Source organism: Microbacterium sp. CFBP9034 (genome assembly GCF_034045255.1).
In the GTDB taxonomy this organism is placed as follows: Bacteria; Actinomycetota; Actinomycetes; order Actinomycetales; family Microbacteriaceae; genus Microbacterium.
On sequence record NZ_JAXCWC010000001.1, the window covers coordinates 1089345 to 1108988 of the forward strand.

Sequence of the window (19644 nt, forward strand, 5' to 3'; positions counted from 1 at the left end):
ACGGCGCCACGCCGACGCCGGCGCCACCCCTAGTGCAAGCCACAACCGACGCACCGCCCGACGTGGAGGAGTCCGCATGAAGATCGCCTTCGTCGTCAATGACATCGCTACCGAGAAACCTGGGTACACCACCACCCGGCTCGCGATGACAGCCACCCGCCTCGGGCATGATGCGTGCCTGATCGGTCTGCGAGACTTCGGCTACGAGCCGGACGACTCCTTGTCCGCGAGCGTGGCTTCGGGGGAAACCGGCAAGGCCTACCGGTCGCTCAAGCGCTACCTGGACGACGTGCAGGCGGATACCCGACGGCACGTCGAACTCAACGATTTCGACGTCATCATGCTCCGAGCGGACCCGGCCGTGGACGCCGTGAAAAGTGCGTGGGCCAACACGGCGGGGTTGGCGTTCGGTCACCTGGCCGCCAACGCCGGCGTTCTGGTGCTCAACGATCCCAGCTCCCTCGCCGACGCCGTCTCGAAGGCGTACTTCCAGCACTTCCCCGAAGTCGTGCGCCCGCGCACCATGATCTCGCGCGACGAGGAGCGGCTCCGCCACTTCATCGAGGAGCTCGGCGGCCGCGCTGTGCTCAAGCCGCTGCAGGGTTCAGGCGGTTCGGGCGTCTTCCTCGTGAACATGAAGGAGGAGCCCAACATCACTCAGATCGTGGAGGCGATCGCCCGGGACGGCTACGTGGTGGCGCAGGAGTACCTGCCTGCGGCCAAAGAGGGGGATGTGCGGTTGTTCGTCATGAATGGCAGCGCTCTCGAGGTCGACGGCGTGTATGCCGCTTTCCGTCGGCGGCCGGGAGAGGCAGATATTCGTTCCAACATGTCTGCAGGTGGGAGCGCCGAGCCGGTGAAGGTCACCGACGAGATGCTGAAACTCGTGGAAGCCGTGCGCCCCAAACTGATCGCCGACGGCATGTTCCTCGTCGGCCTGGACATCGTGGGCGACAAGCTCATGGAGGTGAATGTGTTCTCGCCCGGGGGTCTCGGATCGTGCGGGGCGCTGTACAACGTGGACTTCACCACCCCGGTCATCGAAGACCTCGAGCGGAAGACCGGGATCCGGGAGCACTACGGCTCGCAATTGCCGAACATACAGCGGGCGACGATCTGAGAGGTCAGCCTTCGGCGCCCGCGACGTCGATCGTGTCCGGGAGGTCGTCGCCACTCTCGATCGCGACGCGCGTGAACTGGTCGCCGTCCCGCACGTACGCCCCTGCGACAGCGCCGGTGATGAAGAAGTGCGCGGCTTCGTCGCCGGGGAGCATGCTGGGTGTCAGGTAGAGAAGGTACTCCTGACCCGCATGCAGGACGCTGGGTTCGGCGCCGTCCTGCCTCACCTGGATCACATCGCCGACGGCGACCGGTGTCGGCTCGGTGTTCGAGCCCAGGCTCGGGTTCGTGGGGGTGTTGGTGACATCCACGGTGGAGATCGTCGAGGTGAATCCTGCGGAACTCTCCTCGCGCTGACCCGTCACCGACCCGACGACGATGACGGAGCTGTCCCGAGCCAGCGAGTCGAGGCTGTCGTACATCGCGTGGCGACTCCCCGAGGCGCTGGAGGCCGCGCAACCGGCCGTGCCCACGGCGAGGGCGGCCACCAGCATCACAGCCGACGCAACTCGTGCCGGACGACGCGTCATCGCGAACCGATCGACGCAACGCCGGTTCGCGCGGGGAGCGCCGGCCAGACGACCAGGAGGAACGCCGCGATCGGCCCCAGGAAAACGGTGAGAAGGAACCAGTACCACGGCGAACGGTTTCTCGTGCGCGCCAGCCCACCGGCGAGAATCGCCATGGTCACCCACATCGCCGACACCATCGTCGTCAGAGTCGCAACATCCTGCATGGCCTGACACTATCGGGCGTCCCGATGGCTGCGCATGGAGTATCCGACGACGCTTCCTACTCGGGTTCGCCGGCCGTTTCCGTTCTCGCCATGCCGTCGCCCGCCGCAGCGAGTACGGTCTGTGCCAACGAGATCAGCAGGTCAGCGGCAGGAGGCGATGCGATGTCCACGACACTCACGACGGGAGCGAATCCCGCACCGGACCAGGACCCGGACCGCCCCCGCTCCAAGACCGCGCGACGCGTGTGGCTGTCGGTGCTGGTGCTCGCGATCATCGGCTTCCTCCTCGGTGCCCTCGTCCTGTTCGCTTGGATGGTGAACGAAACGCACTTCGATCGTCCGAGTCAGGAGTTCGACGAGTTCGAGGCCGAAGTGGCGAGTCTTCCCGGGGTCGAGAGCGTCGAGAAGGAGCGGTGGGTCGAAGCGCCGACGTTCTGGAGCCCGACGTCGTGGATATTCGTCACGGTGGATGAGGCGGGACTTCCCGGCCTGCTCGACGCGGGTTGCTCGCCGTCCTATGCCGACCCGGTCACGTGGTCCATTCGCGTGAGGACGCAGTCCGCGGCCGAGGTGTCGCTCCACGCAGGACCCACGGCCCCGGCCGCGGCCGGCGCCCAAGAACAGTGTCCCGACTTCGGGTTCGATGCGGTGCGCCTGGTCGACGAGCTGGACATCGTGGCCCCGGGTCTCGCGCTCCAGCCGTCCGTGTGGGACAACGGCAGATTCGCCCTCGTCGCACTCGAGGATGAGGTGCAGGCAGGCTTCACCCACCTTCTGCCCCTCATCGCGCACGCCGACGATCTGCTCGTAGCAGCCGGCCTCGACTCGAAGAAGGAACTTGAGATCAACGCTGCCAATCTCGGTCTCGTGCTCGAGCCCGGCGAGAGCGACGAGTACCTCGCCCTGCTCACCGAACTCGCCGAGGATCACGCGGTCAGCAGCTATTGGGCGGATGGCGGCGGCACGCCCATCGACGGCGTCGAGAAGGTGCAGATCGTCGCTCCTGATCAGCAGCGCGAGGCGATCGAAGAGGCCATCCGGTCGTCCGGGCTTCACATCGCCGACCGTCCGGTCCGGTTCCTCGAGCAGTGAACGTCTCAATCCGCAGCGCTGGTCCGCCCGATCTCGGTTTCGATGAGACGCGCGACCGCGGCCGCGCCGTCCTCCCGGGCGTAGGCCTCACGGACCTCCGCCGCAGCTGTCCGGAACCCGGGCTCTGACAGCACCCGCTGCACGGCATCGACGAACGGCGGCTTCGACACCTGCTTCGGCGACACGGCGATCGCATTGCCGCGGCGCTCGCAGGCCCGTACATGCCAGGTCTGCTCGGGCTGCAGCCCCATCCCGACGAACGGCACACCCGTCGCGCACGCCGTCTGCACGGTGCCCTGTCCGCCGTGGAGGACGGCGGCATCGACGAGGCCGCCGAGCTTGTGCGCCGGAAGCAGGTCCGTCACATGCACGTTGTCGGGGACGGAGTCGCCCGGATCGAGATAGTGGCGGATCGGTGCGACGACGTTGACAGGCAGAGTCCCGAGGGCCCGCGCCGCCTCGAGGGCGAGGCCGCGATTCGCCGACGAGCCGAGCGCCAGATAGATGAGGGGATCGGATGCCGCGGCCAGCTGATCGACGATCGGGGGGATCGGCACGTCGACGTGCGCGAAGATCGGCCCGACTCGCTCGAACCCGACTGGGATCCGGAAGCCGTCGAGTTCCCACTCCATTTCGGTGAGCAGGTTCCGATCTGCCGTGAGCAGTGATGCCACGGTGCGCAGCGGAGCCACGCCGTTCGCCTTCGCGACCGTGGTGAACGCGCGCGGAGCGAGAGGTGCCCGCGTGTACACCCAGCGGAAGATCGACGTTGCGAGCCGATCGGCCGCCCGCGCGGCTCGGCCCCTTCCGCGGACGAAGTCCATGTGTCGGGTCTGCTCGACCTGGGCGAGGGTCAGTGCGAACGGCACGGGGTAGAACAGCGGCACGCCCTCGGCACGCGCGGAGAGATAGGACGTCAGGTTCGATCCGGTCACCACGACCGGTGACCGCAGTTCGCGGATCAGCTCTCGCTCCACGTCGACGCGTGCGGCGACGAGCTCCTTCGTGAACGGGGTCCGCATCGCTCTGCCCTGGTCGAACGCGATCGCCTGCTGACGCTCTGCCTCGGACCATGACGGCGCGCACGCTCGATACTCGAAGCCGGCGTCGGCGATGAGTGACACGTAATCGCTCTCGTAGCCCATGAACACCGGGTGATGGCTCGGGTCGAGGGCGCGTGCGACCTGGATCATGCGCGTCGTCTCGGCCAGATTGAAGGTCACCGCGCAGAAGAGGACGTTGGCCATGCCTCAGTCTCCTACGACGGCGCTCTGGAGGCAGGGCAACTCTGGCCGGAGGTGCTCTCCCGGTGAATCCTCGACCGGCGGGCTGTCAGCCCTTGACCGCCCCACTCGTCATTCCGGCGACGATCTGCTTCTGGAAGAAGATGTACATGATCAGCGGCGGAATGGTGATGAGCAGGATGTTCGTGAAGAGCAGGTTCCACTGCGTGCTGAACTGGCTCTGGAAGTTGTAGAGCGTCAGCTGCACGGTCGGCTCGCCGGGCAGGAAGTACAGCGGATTCTGGAAGTCGTTGAACACGAACACCGACTGGACCACGATCACGGTCACGATCACGCTCTTCAGAAGCGGGAACGCCACGGTGAAGAACAGGCGCAGCGGACCGGCGCCGTCGATGGTGGCGGCCTCGTCGAGCTCTCTCGGGATCGTCGAGATGAAGGCGCGGAACATCAGCACGCAGAACGACAGCCCGAAGGCGACCTCGATCAGGATCAGCCCCGGCAGATTGCCGAAGAGCTCGAGGCCCTGCAGCACCCAGATCGTCGGCACGACGGCCGGCGGGATGATCAGGCCGCTCAGGACGAAGAAGTTGATGAGGGGGTTGAGCTTGCTCGGGCGACGCTGCAGCACCCAGCCCACCATCGCCGAGAACACCACCATGAGCGTCACAGCGACGACGGTGAGGATCGTCGAGTTGAGGAAGGCCCACAGCAGCATGAAGTCGCGAGCGGAGATGACCTCGACGAGGTTCTCGAAGAAGGCGAACTGCTCGGGCCAGCTGAACTGCAGGAGCGACGCCTCCTGCTGCGGCTTCATCGCGGTCAGCAGGATGAAGCTGAACGGCACGATGAACACGACGAGGGCGATGATGATGGCGATGACGCCGACGACGTTCCGACGGACGGCGGTGATCACTGCTCGACCTGCTTCCGGTTGAGGGCCCAGAAGATCGGGACGATGATCGCCGTCACAACCAGGAAGAGGATGACGTTTCCGGCGCTGGAGAGGCCGAAGAACCCGGCTTGGTACTGCTTGAAGATCACCGAGGCGATCACATCGCTGCTGAATCCGGGGCCGCCCCTCGTCATGGCCCAGATCAGGTCGAACGACCGCAGACCGCCGATGAGCGACAGGATCACCACCGTCACGGTGGCCGGACGCAGCAGCGGAAGGGTGATGTGCCAGAAGCTGTTCCACGCGGACGCCCCGTCGACCTTGGCGGCTTCGAAGTACTCCTGGGGAATCCCCACGATGCCCGCGATGAAGATGAGGGTCGCGAGGCCCACGCCGCGCCAGACGTCGACGAGAGCGACCGAGTAGAGGGCGAGCGCGGGGTTGGTCAGCCACTCCGGCCCCTGGATGCCGACGAGAGCGAGCGTCTCGTTGATGACGCCGTCGAACGGGTCCATCAGCACCTTGAAGGTGATGCCGACGCCGATGGTCGAGACGAGCACCGGGAAGAAGATGACCGCTCGGAGGAAGGTGCGGCCGATGATGCGACCGGTGAGCACCAGTGCGATGAGCAGCCCCAGCACGACCTTCAGCGCCGAGGTGACGAACCCGAAGATGAACGTGTTGGTGAAGCCCTGCACGAGGGCCGGCTCCTTGAAGAACTGGACGTAGTTGTCGAAGCCGATGAACTGGATGTCGAACAGCGACCATCGCGTGAGCGAGAAGTAGAAGCTCGCCACGGTCGGCACCAGGAACAGCACCACGAACAGGACGCCGGCGGGGATGTAGAACCACATCGGGTACTGCTTCGACATGTTTCCACCGAGCTTGCGGCGGCGTGCGCGGGTGCGGAAGCCCGGGGCGTCTCCGTCCGCGATGTCCTCCGCCTCGTGGAGCGCGGTGGCGGATGGGGTGATCGACATGGTTCGCATCTCTCGTGTCGGATGGGAGGAGAGTGAGGGGCCGGCCGGCGAGAGCCGGCCGGCCCCTGGATTCAGTGTGACCTAGAGAGGTCGGAGGCTCACCAGCCCTCGAGGCCCAGCTGCTGAGCCTGCTTGACGACATCTGCGTCGTACAGGGCCGCACCGTCCTCGGCGGGGCGGATGCCCGAGCCGACCTCGACCGTGATCTGCTCGAGTGCCGGTCCCTTGATGGGCGACAGGAACTCGAGGGCCGGGAGAGAGCCGCCCTCGGTCTCGAAGTAGGGCAGCATGTCGGCGACAGAGCGGGGAACGTCGTCGGGGATCGTGCAGCCCTCGACCAGGTACGGTCCGGCAGCGCCCACGGCTTCGGTCTGCGCATCGCAGGCAGCCGGGCTGGCCACGAACTCGAAGAACTTCTTGACCGCTTCAGGGTGCTCGGTCGTCGCCGCGCCGTACAGGCCCGACGGAGTCCATGCGGTCAGGCCGTTGGCGTCACCGTCTCCGGGCATCGCGAAGAAGCCGACGCCCTCGGCGGACTCGGGGTAGTTCTCGACCATCGGCGGGATCGCGAACGTCAGCATCGGGTAGTGCGCGCCTTCGCCGGTGGCGATCATGCGCACGCCGTCGTCATAGGTCGCCGACGCGTAGTCCTCGTTGACGATCCCCGCCTCGTGCACCTCCTGCAGGTGCGAGAAGCCCGCGAGCGCGGGCTCATCGACGTACTTGCGGTTGCCGGCGGTGTACTCGGTCGCCCAGTCTGGATCGGCGGAGAGCACGTTGAAGAAGTCGCCCAGCACGAACAGCTGCGACGTCCAGGTGTCGGCGTACGACTGGATGACGCCGGCGTAGCCCGCTTCGGTGGCAGCCTCGCTGTTGGCGATGAATTCGTCCCACGTGGTGGGGATCTCGAGGCCGAGCTCCTCATAGATGCCGATGTTGTAAAGGATGCCGCCGCCCATGGCGGTGCCCATCGGGACCCCGTAGACGCCGTTGTCGGTGGAGACCGCGCTGACGAAGGTGTCAGAGAGGTTGTCGACGAACTCCTCGTCGCCGATGTTCAGCACCGTGGAGTCGGGGTTGAGTGCCATCAGGAGCGAGCCCGAGTTGTACTGGAAGATGTCGGTCATCTCGCCGGTCGACAGCCGCGTCTTGACGACGTTGTCGCCTTCCGCGCCCTGCGGACGAGTCTCGATCTCGATCGTGATGTCGGGGTTCTCGGCCATGAATGCGTCGACGATCGCCTGGGTGGGGAGGAGCGTCGACTCGGAGTTGTCGGCGAGGAGCGTGAGCGTGACGGGCTCGTCGCTGGCGGCGTCGCCGCCGCTCCCGGCCGAGCAGCCGGCGAGCGCGAGCGCGACAGCACCGCCGCCGGCCACCAGGGCCAGGGCTGCGCGACGCGGGGTGCGGATGGTCATTGCTTACCTCCATGTAAACATGTGATGCTGCGGTCGGGAATGTTGAAGCGGTTCAACACGTGAAGACTGTAAGACGATCAGCGTCCCGCTGTCAACATCCCGGACGGTCACGGATCGATCACGGCCCGTCTTTCGGCCTCCAGGCGAGGACCTGGTGATGCCGGCCGATCATTTCGCGGGTGGTGCGACTGCCCCATGCTGTCGTAGTGTTGAAGCGCTTCATGTGTGCAAAGCCGCCGAAAGGAACACCTCGTGGCCGACCTTCCTCCGTTCACTCGTCTCGACGAGGGGACTCTCGTGTCCGTGCGTTCGCAGCACCCGGGTGATCTGCTCGGCGTGCCTCGGCACGGTCTTCGTCTGTCGTGGGCGGTGCAGAGCACCACCGCGACCCGCCAGCTCGGATCGCAGGTGGCGTGGGGAGAAGGCGACGCATGGACGGAGGAGTCGCCGGTGGCCGGCGACGCCTCCATCGCAGTGGAAGCTCCCGGCGGCTCGCTGCCGGAGGGCCGCGCCCGCTCGTTCGCCGTGCGCATCGCCACGGCGGCGGGCTGGAGCAGGTGGAGCGAAGCGCTCACGGTCGAGGGCGCCGTGGACACGCTGGAGGCGCCGGTCATCACCGTCGAGTCCGCGACCGAGGGACCGAACCCGTACCTGCGCCGCGCCTTCGTGCTCGAGTCCGAGCCGGTCCGTGCCCGCCTGCGAATCACCTCCCTCGGGCTGCACGACGTGCGGCTCAACGGGCGCCCCGTCGGCGACGAACACCTGGCCCCCGGCTGGACGGCGTACCAGGAGCGCGTGCTCGTGGCGACTCACGACATCACCCAGGCGCTGACCGTCGGAGAGAACGTCGTCGGCGTCCGTCTCGCGGATGGCTGGTATCGCGGACGCATGGGTTGGCGCAACGAGCGCGAGCACTACGGAAGCGAGCTGGGCGTCCTCGCCCAGCTCGACATCGAACTGGCGGACGGCTCGACGGTGCGCATCTCCTCGGACGAGTCCTGGCGGGCCTCGACCGGCTCCATCCTCATGAGCAGCATCTACGACGGCTCCGACATCGACCTCCGCCTCGAACCCGACGGGTGGGATCTGCCCGGCTTCGACGACGACGGGTGGAACCCGGTGCGGGTGCTCGACGTCGATCGCTCCCTGTTCCGGCCCCGCTTCGCACCGCCGGTCCGCACGGTCGCCGAACTGCCCGGCACGCTGACAGTGCAAGCCGACCGGGTCGCGATCGACCTCGGGCAGAACATCGCCGGCTGGATGCGCGTCGTCGTGCGCGGACGAGCCGGCGACAAGGTGGTCGTCCGCCATGCCGAGGTGCTCGAGGAGGACGGCGCTCTGCACGTCGCCGCACTGCGCAGTGCTCGCGCCACCGACACCTACGTCCTCGATCGCGACGGCGACCACGTGCTCGAGCCCGTTTTCACGTTCCACGGCTTCCAATATGCCGACGTCACCGGTGCCGAGGTGCTCGAGGCCACCGGCATTGCGATCAGCTCCGACACCCCTCCGCGCTCGCGCTTCTCGAGCAGCGAGCCGACGCTGGACAAGCTCCACGCGAACGTGGCGTGGTCGCAGCGCGACAACTTCGTCTCGGTTCCCACCGACTGCCCGCAGCGCGACGAGCGGCTGGGCTGGACGGGGGACGCCCAGGCGTTCGCGGCGACAGCCAGCACCCTCTTCGACAGCGAGGCGTTCTGGCGCTCCTGGCTGGTCGACCTGGAGATCGATCAGGACGAGGACGGCGCCGTTGCGGCGGTCGTGCCGAACATCATCCGCGACACCGACTTCGACGCCACGGGGCAGTCGCAGATCATGGGCCGGGCAGGGTGGGCGGATGCCGCGACCATCGTGCCGTGGGCCGTCTACGAGTCGACGGGCAGCGCCGAGGGGCTCGCCCAGCAGCTGAACAGCATGCGCCGATGGGTGGACCACCTGGAGCGGCGCGCCGGCGAGGTGGGGCTGCTGCCGAGTGAGTTCCAGTTCGGCGACTGGCTCGATCCCGATGCGCCGGGCGACCGCCCGTGGGAGGCCAAGGTCTCGGGCGACTTCGTGGCGAACGCCTTCTTCAGCTGGAGCGCCCGGCTGCTCGCCCGCGCGGAACGCCTCGTCGGCGACCCGGAGCGAGCCCTGCGTGCCGATGCGCTCGCCGACCGAGTGGCCGTCGCATCATGGATCCGCTGGGGAGCGCATGCCGTGACCACCCAGTCCGGCTGCGCGCTCGCCATCGAGTTCGGCATCGCCCCCCTGGCCGAGACCGCAGAGCTCGGCGAACGCCTCGCTGAGCTGGTCCGCGACGAGGGAGGCCGAATCGCGACAGGGTTCCTCGGCACACCCCTCGTCCTCCCGGCCTTGACCCGCACCGGACACCTCGACGAGGCCTTCGCCATGCTGCTGCGGCGCGAGGCGCCCTCGTGGCTGTACCAGGTCGAGCGCGGCGCGACGACGGTCTGGGAGCGCTGGGACGCCCTGCGTCCCGATGGCTCCATCCACCCGGGAGACATGGAGACCGGCGAAGGGATGCTGTCGTTCAACCACTACGCGTACGGCGCCGTGATCGACTGGGTCTACCGGACGGTCGCCGGGCTCGCGCCCGTCGCCGAGCGCCCCGGATACCGTGAAGTGCGGGTCGCGCCGCGCCCGACACCCGCCATCACCCACGTGTCGGCGGAGATCCTCTCCGCGCTCGGGCCCGTCGGCATCGACTGGCGCCTCGCGGGCGGCGTGCTCGAGATCGAGCTGCGCGTGCCGTTCGGCGCGGAAGCCGTTCTCGACCTCCCCGTCGGCCCGGGGTCGCAGGTCACGATCGACGGCGGCCGGGCGGCGGAGCGCGTCGGCGCGGGTCTCCACCGCATCACGGTCACCGAGCCCGCGGTCGCCGAGCCCGACCGGGCGCTGGGGCAGCGGAGCGCGGTATGACACGCGCCCATGACGAGCGGCTCGCTCTCAACGACTTCGCCGGGGGAGGGGTGACGCCGTTCTCGTACGCCGACGGGAGCTGCGGCATCCGAGGGGTATCCGGTGCCACCGCTCTCCCCAGCGCGATCACCCTCGCCGCCACGTTCGACACGGCGCTCGCCGAGGAGTACGGCCAGTTGCTCGGCGGCGAGCTGATCGCAGCCGGCCACAACATCCTCCTGGCCCCGGCGCTCGACATCGCCCGAGACCCCCGGTCGGGCCGCATCGGCGAGAACCTCGGCGAGGATCCCCTCCTCGCGGGCGAACTCGGCGGGAGCATGGGCCGCGGCATCCAATCCCGCGGCGCGCTCGCGATCGCGAAGCACTTCGTCGGCAACAACGTCGAACGGCTGCGGACGGGCGAGGGCGCGTTCGGCTCCCGAACGGACGCGGTCGACGTCTGCATCGACGAGCGTCCGCTCCACGAGGTGTACATGGCTCCGTTCCGGCGAGCGGTCCGCAAGTACGGCGTCGCGGGCCTGCTCGGCTCGTACAACCGGCTGAACGGCGTCTACGCCTGCCAGTCGCCGGACCTGCTGCAGCTTCCGCGCACCGAGTGGGGCTTCGAGGGTGTGACCGTGCCCGACTTCCTGTTCGGGGTGCGGGATGCCGAGGCCGCCCTTCACGCGGGCCTCGACATCGCCGGGCTGGAAGAGCTGGCCGGACGCACGCCCGAGATGGTCGCCGCCGCCGATGACGAGCTCCTCAGCGCGCTCGGCGACCACGTGCGCGCGGCCGCGGCTGCGGTGGGACTCGTCGCGGCGACGGGTGAGATCGACCCCAGTGGGCTCGCCACCGCGGCCGCGCTCGCACTCGCCGAGCGTGTCGCGATCGACGGCTCGGTGCTGCTGCGCAACACCGGCGCGCTTCCCCTGCCGGAAGGCGCGCGCGTCGCGCTCGTCGGCATCGAGGACGTCCGCCACCGCCTGGTCGTGGGCGGCGCCGCGAGCGTGACCCTCACCGACGACCGCCTCCCGGATCTCGTCGACGCCCTCGCGCACGACGGCATCGAGGTCACGGCATCCGCTTCCGGTTTCGCGAATGTGCCGCAGCCGGCGCTGCGGGTCGAGGACGGGTTCGCCCTCTCCGCGGTGGTGCGGGACGCGGACGGCGAGCACGCCGTGCCGCTCGAGACTGCCGAGCTGCGCGCCGACCCCGCTCGCCCGGATGCGGAATGGGCGGCCGAGCTCACCGTCACGCTTCCGGCGTCATCCGACAGCCTTGTCGTGACCGCGGAGTTCGCCGGCGAGCTCGAGCTGCTCCTCGACGGCGCGCCGATCGCCGCCGGGTTCCGCGAGGCCTCGCCGATGATCGCCGGGCCGACGTACGTGCTGCAGACACTGGTGCCCACGGGTGACGGCAGAGAGCGCACCCTCCTCGCGCGCTACCGGAGCGGGGCGGCCATCGCCGTGCCCGGAACGCCGATCATGCCGCACCTGGTGCTCGGCGCCGCGCCGCTGGCCCCCGGCGTCGACGCGGCGGTGGCAGCGGCATCCGGTGTCGATGCCGTCCTCGTGCTCGCGGGCCGGGTGACGGGAGAGGCGATGGATGCCGACGACCTGGCGCTCCCCGCGGGCCAGGCCGAGATCATCGATGCCCTGGTCGCCACCGGCGTGCCGGTGATAGTGATCACGCACGGCGGCGGCCCGGTCCTGATGCCATGGCGCGAGCGCGTCGCGGCGATCCTGCACGTCGGCCACTCCGGAGAGCGGTTCGCCCCCGCCCTTGCCGCGATGCTGAGCGGCCGGGCCGAGCCCGGCGGACGCCTGCCGCTGACGGTGCCCGCCGACGAGGTGCCGGTCGCTCCGATCGATCCCGGCATCGACCGGGTGGAGTACGCCGAAGGCGTCGACGTCGGCTATCGCGGCTACGAGCGGGGCGACATCCCACCGGCCTACTGGTTCGGGCACGGTCTCGGCTACTCCCGCATCGAGCTGGTCGGGGCGACAGCCGATGGGGGCGACGTCGTCGCTCGCGTCCGTTGCGGCACCGAACGCGGTGGCAAGGCGGTGCTGCAGCTCTACGCCCGGGGGGCGGAGTCCGACACCCTGCGGCTGGTCGGGTTCGCGGTCGTCCGGTTGGAGCCGGGGGAGGAGCGCGAGGTCCGCGTCGGCGTCGACAGGGAGGCTCTCGAGCGTCGCGTCGACGGTCGATGGGTCGCGCACACGGGTCCGATCTCCGTGAGCGTCGGGTTCTCCCGCGGCGACCTGCGTGCCACCGTGGAGGCGGATCTGACGTGATCGAGTCAAAACCCGCCCGTCTCATCGTCGAGAATGGGTGTGCATGGTTCACTGGCGCGAAGACTCCCGGCGTGCGATGACTCGCGCCACGGGTGGCGGGCCCTGGGTCGGCGGAGAGGAGTGCCCGTGACCGCGGCAGAACTCCCGGCTTCGCGCCCCCGCCGTGGCGGGGCCCGGCGCTCCACGCTATCGGACGTCGCCCGGGTGGCAGGCGTCTCGGTCGGCACGGTGTCGAACTTCCTGAACCACCGCGACAAGGTGGCGACGGCCACCCAGGTCGCGATCGAAGAGGCGATCGCGCTGCTGGACTTCGTGCCCAACGGCCAGGCGCGCTCGCTCGCTCGCGGTCGCTCGCGCACGGTCGGCATGATCGTCACCGATCTCGCGAACTCGTTCTTCGTCGACATCGTGCGCGGTGCGGAGGAAGCGGCGACCGAGGCCGGACATTCCCTGCTGGTGGCCAGCAGCGTCAACGCGGAGCAGAAGCAGCAGGAGCTGCTGCGGGTCTTCGACGAAGCCCGTTTCGCCGGCGTCCTCATCGCGCCGTTCGAGGCGGCGGCGGACTACCGCGAGCCGGAGGGCCTGCGGGGCCCGGCCGTCGTGCTCAACGCCGCGCGACCGGTGCACTACGGGTCATCGGTGGTGAGCGATGACGAGCTCGGCGGCTACCTGGCGGCGCGTCACATGATCGACCTCGGCCGTCGTTGGCTGCACTTCGTCGGAGGACCCGTGCGGCTCGCCCCGATCAAGGAGCGTCTCGACGGGGTTCGACGCGCGGTCGAAGAGTCCGACGGCGTCGGGCTGACCGTCGAGCATGTCGCCTTCGAGGACCACCTCGCCGAAGGTGCCGCGATCGGCCGCCGCCTGCGTGAGCTGGGCCCGCTCGTGCGTCCCGACGCGGTCGTTTCCACGTCGGACCTCGTGGCCCTGTCGATCATCCACACGGTGCAGGGCGCCCTGCGGGTGCCGGAGGACCTCGCGGTGATCGGCTACGACAACAACGCCGCGGCGCGGGATGCCGCGATCCCGGTGTCGACGGTCGCTCAGGCGGGCATGGAGATGGGGGCCGTCGCCTTCGGGCTTCTCCTCGAGGAGCTGACCGGCGAGCCGCACACCCGGCGCACCGTGTCGCTCAAGCCGCACCTCGTCGTGCGGGCCAGCTCGCTCTCGCCCTCGCCCTGAGGCCTTTCCGCACCGATCGGGGCGGTTCGATCTCTCATGTGGGATTCATCCTCCGAGTCTTGACAACCGGCTCATGCGGCTGGCACCGTAGAACGGTCTACACCATGTAGAACGGTCTACACACCACCTTCAAGGAAGAGGGATTCGACGATGACGTTGTCTGACAACCCCCGTGCCGCACGCTCTCCGCGCGCACGGCGACGTGCCACCGCGCTGCTGCTCGGCGCCACGCTGATCGCGACCGGAGGGACCGTCGCGCTCGCGACGCCCGCCGTCGCAGCCGACTGCTCCACGGTGCCCTGGATGGACACCTCGAAGAGCGCCGACGAGCGGGCCGACGCGCTGCTCGATGCCAGCACGCAGCACCAGAAGTACCGGTGGCTCGTCGAGCAGCCCGCCAACAGCCCGACGCAGACCACATGGTCGGGCGGAGTCGTCTACCCGGTGCAGGTCGACTGCACGCCCACGGTGATCTACTCGAACGGAGCCGAAGGCGCGCACAACAAGGCGGGAACCACCGCGTGGCCGGGCCCGATCGCCATCGCCGCGTCGTGGAACCTCGCTCTCAACGAGCAGAAGGGCGCGATCCACGCGGACGAGGCCTTCGACAACCGCAGCAACGTGATCCTGGGACCCGGCGTGGCCAGCGGACGCACTCCGCTGTCGGGTCGCACCGCCGAGTACTTCGGCGAGGACCCGCTGCTGTCCGGTCTCATGGGCGCCGCCAACGTGCGGGGCATCGAGGACGGCGGCAGCCCCGACAAGCCGGTCATCGCGAACCTCAAGCACTACGTCGCCAACGAGCAGGAGCTCGACCGCAACAACAGCTCGTCCAACATGGACGAGCGCACGTTCCGCCAGGTGTACGACCTGCCGTACGAGATCGCCATCAAGGAGAGCGACCCCGACAGCCTGATGTGCTCGTACAACCAGATCAACGGCGTGTGGGCGTGCGAGAACGACATCCTCACCACGAGCCTCCGCGACAAGATGGGCTTCGACGGCTACGTGATGAGCGACTTCGGCTCGGTCCACTCGACCGGCCCGTCGCTGATGGCGGGTCTGGACCAGGAGCTCAACCGACCGATCTGGTTCACGCCGGTCCGGCTGGACGCCGCTCTGGCCGCGGGCGAGGTCACTCAGGAGCGCATCGATGAGGCGGCCTTCCAGGTTGTCCGCTCGTACATCAAGGCGGGGCTCTTCGACCACCCGCTGCCCGCGACGTCGACCCCGGTCACCGCGACGGACGAGTCCCGGACGCTGGCGCGCGAGCTCGCCGAGCAGAGCGCGGTGCTGCTGAAGAACGAGGACGGCATCCTGCCGCTCGAGGACGGACCGCTCACGGTCGCAGTCGTCGGGCCGACCGCGTCCAAGACGCCGACCAACGGCATCAGCACGGTGCAGGCATGCTCGGCCGGCGGCTTCGGCGCGCGTGGCGTGCTGAACTGCGACAACGTCGTGGACCCGCTGACGTCGATCACCGAACGGGTTGAAGCGGCTGGCGGAACCGTGCTCTACAACAACGGAGCAGACCTCGCGTCGGTTGCGGCCACCGCCGCGCAGGCCGATGTCGCGATCGTGTTCGGCTACATCCGCACCGGGGAGTTCTCCGACATCCCCGACATCCGCCTGGACTCGAACGGCGACGCGCTGGTCGAAGCGGTGGCGGCAGCGAACGACGACACCGTCGTCGTGCTCAACAGCGGCACCGCGGTCGAGATGCCCTGGGTGGACGACGTCGACGCCGTGTTCAGCAACTGGTTCGCCGGTGAGCAGATGGGGCCCGCACTCGCCGGCCTGCTGTGGGGAGACGTCAATCCGTCGGGCAAGCTCCCGATGACGTTCCCGAAGTCCGTCGCCGACACTCCGACGGGCACCGACCCGGCACGCTATCCGGGCGTCTTCTCCAACGGCTCGACCACCCGCCCCGCGGGCTCGACCGAGGTGCGCCAGGTCTCGTACTCCGAAGGGCTGCAGGTTGGCTACAAGTGGTACGACGAGCAGGGCATCGAGCCGCTGTTCGAGTTCGGACACGGACTGTCGTACACCGAGTTCGAGTACTCGAAGCTCAAGGTGAAGACGAAGGTCAAGAACGGCGCCGTCGAGACGCGCGTGACCTTCTTCGTCGAGAACGAGGGCGACCGGGCGGGCGTCGAGATCCCGCAGGTCTATCTCGCCCTGCCGGACGCCGCCGCCGAGCCGGGCAAGCGCCTGGTGGGCTTCGAGCGGATCGAGCTCGCAGCCGGTGAGAAGCAGAAGGTCGAGGTCGTGATCGACTCGACCGACAGCAACCAGCCGTACAGCATCTGGGATGTGAACGCGGATGCCTGGACGATCGTCGACGGGACCTACGTGGTCTCGGTGGGTTCGTCCTCACGTGATCTCCCGCTCACGGAGGGCACGGCGGTCGACATCGACGGCAAGAAGAACAAGTGATCCACGCACTGCGCCCCCGCGATCAGCGGGGGCGCAGTGCCACGACTACCCTCGTCTCATGACTCTCGACCAGCGCCGCACCGCGACGATCGAGGACGTGGCTGCGACAGCCGGCGTCTCCCGCGCCGCCGTCTCCAAGGTGCTGCGCAACGCGTACGGGGTCAGCGATGCGATGCGGGAACGGGTGACCGCCGCGATGACCGAGCTCGACTATCGTCCGCGGGTCGCCGCCCGAGCGATGCGCGGACGCACGTTCACCATCGGCATCGAGATCCCGGACTTCGGCAACCAGTTCTTCACGCGGATGCTCAACGGCGCGATGCGAGCGCTCGCGGGCACCGACTACCAAGTGGTCATCGCCCCGGCCGAGGAGGGCTCGAGGGAGGGGCTGCGCGCGATCGAGGCGCTGATCGACCGGCAGGTCGACGGCGTCATCGCCGTGTCCCCGCGCGTCGGGCAGGAGGCCCTGGAACGCATCGCCACACGAACCCCCGTGGTGATGTTCGGGCGCTCCGACACCTCCGACGAGTACGACACCGTGACCGGCGACGATGTCGCCGGCGCGAACGCCGCGATCACGCACCTCCTCGAGCTCGGCCACGTCCGCATCGCCCACCTCACGCTGCATGAGTCCGATGAGGCCGCCCTGTCTCCGCACGGGGTGCGTCTGAGGGAGTATCGCGCGGCGATGTCACGCACGGGGATCGACGAGACGGTGCTCTGGACGGACGAGGGTCAGGATGCCGCCTACGCCGTCGTCCGTGCGGCCATCGAGAGCGGCTGGACGACCACAGCCCTCTTCGCCGCGCACGACGAGCTCGCCATCGGCGCTCTGCGCGCCGTGGCGGAGACCGGGTCGGCCCTGTCGGTCGTGGGCTACGACGACGTGCCCATCGCAGCCCACCCCGGGCTCGGGCTCACGACCGTGCACCAGCCGGGCGACCTGATGGGGGAGCGGGCGATCCAGCTCCTGCTGGAGCGCATCGACGGCCGTACGGCGCCGGTTCACGAGGTGTTCGTGCCCGACCTGCGAGTGAGGACCTCGACCCGCCCCGTCGCCTGACCGGCTACCTCGCCGGCTCGATCTCGCCGCTGCCTCGCGCGATCAGCGTGGTGGGAACGACGGTATGCCGTGCGGGCCCGGCGTACCCCTCGAGCCGCGAGAACACGTGCTCCACGGCGACACGTCCGATCTCGTATGGGTCCTGCGCCACCACGGTCACGCCGGGCTCGAGCAGGTCCGCCAGCGGGATGTCGTCGAAGCCGATCAGCGCGATGGACCTCTGTGCGCCGGCGGCCCGGAGCGCGTGGACCGCCCCGACGGTGATGAGGTTCTGAGCGCTGAAGATCGCGGTGGGCGGCCGGTCGCTGCTCAGGAGGGCGGCCACGGCGGCCTCGGCCGAGTTCGCATCGTGCAGGTCCATCACGGTCACCGTCTCCGTGGTGGGGATCCCCGCCCGCCCCACGGCATCGAGGAACCCCTGCCTTCGCTCGTCCGCCGTCTGCAGATCGCTGCGGTCCGCGAGCAGGGCGATGCGCCGGTGGCCGCGCGCGACGAGGTGGGTCGTCGCGCGGTGAGCGGCTTCGCGATTGTCGCTGGTCACGCTGTCCAGGTCGACGTCGATCGGGCGACGGTCGACGAAGACGGCCGGAATGCCGCGGTCTCCGAGGCTGGTGACGTAGTCGGGTCGTCGGCGGGCCGTGGTGAGGATGAGTCCGTCGACGCGGCGCTGCAGGAACGCGCGCACCGCGGACTCCTCGCGCCGGGGGTCGTCATCCAGGCTCGACGCGAAGACGGCGATCCCGCGTCCCACCGCCGCGTCCTCGACGGCTCGGTGGATCGCACCGGAGAAGGGGTTGTCGACGCTGCCGACGAGGAGCCCCAGCGTGCGCGTGCGGCCGTCGATGCGGCGCAGGCTGCCCGCTTGGAGGTCGAGCTGATAGTCCAGCGCGCGGACGGCGTCGTGGACGCGTTCGGCCGTCTTCACGGAGACATTGGGCTCGTTGTTGAGGACGCGGGACACGGTCTTGATCCCGACGCCGGCGAGTGCGGCGACCTGCTTCATCGTCACGCGGGACTCGCGCCCGGCGGGGGGCTGCGAACTTGACATCGATGTCACGGCTTGGTTTCGCTCCTCAGTTTCACTTGACACTAGTGGAAACATCGACTACTTCCTTAACTGACATCGTTGTCAACGGGACGACGATCCGCCGAGAGGAATTCGATGAGGAATCACATGAGGACCAAGCGTCCCGCGCTCGCGTTCGCCGCAGTGTCAGCCGCAGCAGTGCTGGGCCTTGCCGGGTGCGCCGGCTCCGCGGGTGCGGGCGGCGGCTCCGAGGGCGCAGGCGAGGACGAGATCGGTGTGTCGCTCATCGTGAAGACGAACTCCAACCCGTTCTTCGTCGCGATGCAGGAGGGCGCCCAGGCGGCGGCCGAGGAGAGCGGCGTGAGCCTGACACTCGCCGCGGGCAAGGAGGACGGCGACGAGGACACGCAGATCCAGGCCATCGAGGCGGCCATCTCGAAGGGCGACGCGGGCATCCTGATCACGCCGAACGGCCCCGCGGTGCTCGACGCCGTCCAGAAGGCGCGCGACGCCGGCCTGTTCGTGATCGCCCTGGACACGGTCCCCGACCCGGCGGACGCCGTCGACATCACGTTCGCCACCGACAACTTCCTCGCGGGGCAGTACATCGGGCAGTGGACGGCGGAGACCCTGGAGGGCGCGGATGCCGTGATCGGCCTGATCGACCTCTTCGACGACAAGGCCGTCAGCGTCGACTACAGCCGCGACCAGGGATTCCTCGACGGGATGGGCATCGACCTCGCCGATGACACGGTCAACGGCGATGAGGAGCCGACCGGCACCTACTCGGGCGGTCAGGGCGGCGATTACACCATCGTCGGCAACGAGGCATCGCAGGGCGCTGAGGACGGCGGCCGGACCGCGATGGAGAATCTTCTCGCGAAGAACCCCGACATCAACGTGGTTTACACGATCAACGAGCCCGCGGCGTACGGAGCACACCAGGCGCTCGAGGCCGCCGGGAAGAGCCCCGAAGACGTCCTCGTCGTCTCGATCGACGGCGGGTGCGCCGGTGTGGGTCAGGTCGCCGACGGCATCATCGATGCCACCAGCCAGCAGTACCCGGTGAAGATGGCCGAGCTCGGAGTGGCGGCCATCGTCGAGCTGGTCGAGTCGGGCACCGCCCCCGAGACCACCGAGGGGCTGGACTTCTTCAACACCGGAGTGGCCCTCGTCACCGACAGCCCGGTCGACGGAGTCGAGTCCATCGACACCGCCGAGGCCGCGGACATCTGCTGGGGCGGCGAGTAGAAAACGCCC

Annotated in this window: 15 protein-coding genes; 8 read left to right on the forward strand and 7 right to left on the reverse strand. The window is 68.8% G+C overall.

Annotated features, from left to right (window positions below; genetic code table 11):
- Positions 1 to 76 precede the first annotated feature (76 nt).
- Positions 77 to 1120, forward strand: coding sequence for a glutathione synthetase (locus SOM19_RS04850; protein WP_320485420.1), 1044 nt, complete (start codon positions 77 to 79; stop codon positions 1118 to 1120).
- Between the two features lie 4 nt (positions 1121 to 1124).
- On the opposite strand, the gene SOM19_RS04855 is transcribed toward SOM19_RS04850, so the two are convergent.
- Together SOM19_RS04855 and SOM19_RS04860 are read right to left on the reverse strand one after the other, a co-directional pair.
- The gene (locus SOM19_RS04855; RefSeq protein ID WP_320485421.1) at positions 1125 to 1613 is read right to left on the reverse strand and encodes a hypothetical protein; all 489 of its coding nucleotides are present in this window, start codon (positions 1611 to 1613) and stop codon (positions 1125 to 1127) included.
- 32 nt (positions 1614 to 1645) lie between these two features.
- The gene (locus tag SOM19_RS04860; RefSeq protein WP_320485422.1) at positions 1646 to 1855 is read right to left on the reverse strand and encodes a hypothetical protein; all 210 of its coding nucleotides are present in this window, start codon (positions 1853 to 1855) and stop codon (positions 1646 to 1648) included.
- A gap of 162 nt (positions 1856 to 2017) precedes the next feature.
- Between SOM19_RS04860 and SOM19_RS04865 the strand changes: the two genes are divergently transcribed.
- Positions 2018 to 2947 (forward strand): hypothetical protein, encoded by a 930-nt coding sequence (locus SOM19_RS04865; RefSeq protein ID WP_320485423.1) that lies wholly within the window; start codon positions 2018 to 2020, stop codon positions 2945 to 2947.
- Positions 2948 to 2952: 5 nt separating this feature from the next.
- Here SOM19_RS04865 and SOM19_RS04870 read toward each other — a convergent pair whose 3' ends face one another.
- The 4 genes from SOM19_RS04870 to SOM19_RS04885 all read right to left on the reverse strand — a co-directional run bounded on the left by SOM19_RS04870 (position 2953) and on the right by SOM19_RS04885 (position 7478).
- Positions 2953 to 4194 (reverse strand): glycosyltransferase, encoded by a 1242-nt coding sequence (locus tag SOM19_RS04870; RefSeq protein WP_320485424.1) that lies wholly within the window; start codon positions 4192 to 4194, stop codon positions 2953 to 2955.
- A gap of 85 nt (positions 4195 to 4279) precedes the next feature.
- Positions 4280 to 5104: a carbohydrate ABC transporter permease gene (locus SOM19_RS04875; RefSeq protein ID WP_320485425.1), complete on the reverse strand. Its 825-nt coding sequence runs from the start codon at positions 5102 to 5104 to the stop codon at positions 4280 to 4282.
- On the reverse strand, positions 5101 to 5955 hold the full coding sequence (locus tag SOM19_RS04880; protein WP_320486662.1) for a carbohydrate ABC transporter permease: 855 nt from the start codon (positions 5953 to 5955) through the stop codon (positions 5101 to 5103). The genes SOM19_RS04875 and SOM19_RS04880 overlap by 4 nt, the downstream gene beginning before the upstream one ends.
- Positions 5956 to 6161: 206 nt before the next feature.
- The gene (locus tag SOM19_RS04885) at positions 6162 to 7478 is read right to left on the reverse strand and encodes an ABC transporter substrate-binding protein (protein WP_320485426.1); all 1317 of its coding nucleotides are present in this window, start codon (positions 7476 to 7478) and stop codon (positions 6162 to 6164) included.
- 252 nt (positions 7479 to 7730) lie between these two features.
- On the opposite strand from SOM19_RS04885, the gene SOM19_RS04890 reads away from it, so the two are divergent.
- The 5 genes from SOM19_RS04890 to SOM19_RS04910 all read left to right on the forward strand — a co-directional run bounded on the left by SOM19_RS04890 (position 7731) and on the right by SOM19_RS04910 (position 17357).
- A complete protein-coding gene (locus SOM19_RS04890) occupies positions 7731 to 10397 on the forward strand; it encodes a family 78 glycoside hydrolase catalytic domain (RefSeq protein WP_320485427.1) in 2667 nt (888 codons plus the stop codon).
- Positions 10394 to 12676 carry a glycoside hydrolase family 3 protein gene (locus SOM19_RS04895; protein WP_320485428.1) on the forward strand — a complete coding sequence of 761 codons (2283 nt, stop codon included), beginning with the start codon at positions 10394 to 10396 and terminating at the stop codon, positions 12674 to 12676. The genes SOM19_RS04890 and SOM19_RS04895 overlap by 4 nt, the downstream gene beginning before the upstream one ends.
- Positions 12677 to 12802: 126 nt before the next feature.
- Positions 12803 to 13858, forward strand: a complete 1056-nt coding sequence (locus SOM19_RS04900) for a LacI family DNA-binding transcriptional regulator (RefSeq protein ID WP_320485429.1) — start codon at positions 12803 to 12805, stop codon at positions 13856 to 13858.
- Between the two features lie 150 nt (positions 13859 to 14008).
- Complete coding sequence (locus tag SOM19_RS04905; RefSeq protein WP_320485430.1) at positions 14009 to 16294, forward strand: beta-glucosidase family protein; 2286 nt, start codon at positions 14009 to 14011, stop codon at positions 16292 to 16294.
- Between the two features lie 58 nt (positions 16295 to 16352).
- On the forward strand, positions 16353 to 17357 hold the full coding sequence (locus SOM19_RS04910) for a LacI family DNA-binding transcriptional regulator (protein WP_320485431.1): 1005 nt from the start codon (positions 16353 to 16355) through the stop codon (positions 17355 to 17357).
- Between the two features lie 4 nt (positions 17358 to 17361).
- Here the strand turns inward: SOM19_RS04910 and SOM19_RS04915 are convergent, their stop codons facing one another.
- Entirely contained in the window at positions 17362 to 18405 is a 1044-nt protein-coding gene (locus tag SOM19_RS04915; RefSeq protein WP_320485432.1) for a LacI family DNA-binding transcriptional regulator, read from the reverse strand.
- A gap of 126 nt (positions 18406 to 18531) precedes the next feature.
- On the opposite strand from SOM19_RS04915, the gene SOM19_RS04920 reads away from it, so the two are divergent.
- Entirely contained in the window at positions 18532 to 19635 is a 1104-nt protein-coding gene (locus SOM19_RS04920) for a substrate-binding domain-containing protein (protein WP_320485433.1), read from the forward strand.
- Positions 19636 to 19644 lie beyond the last annotated feature (9 nt).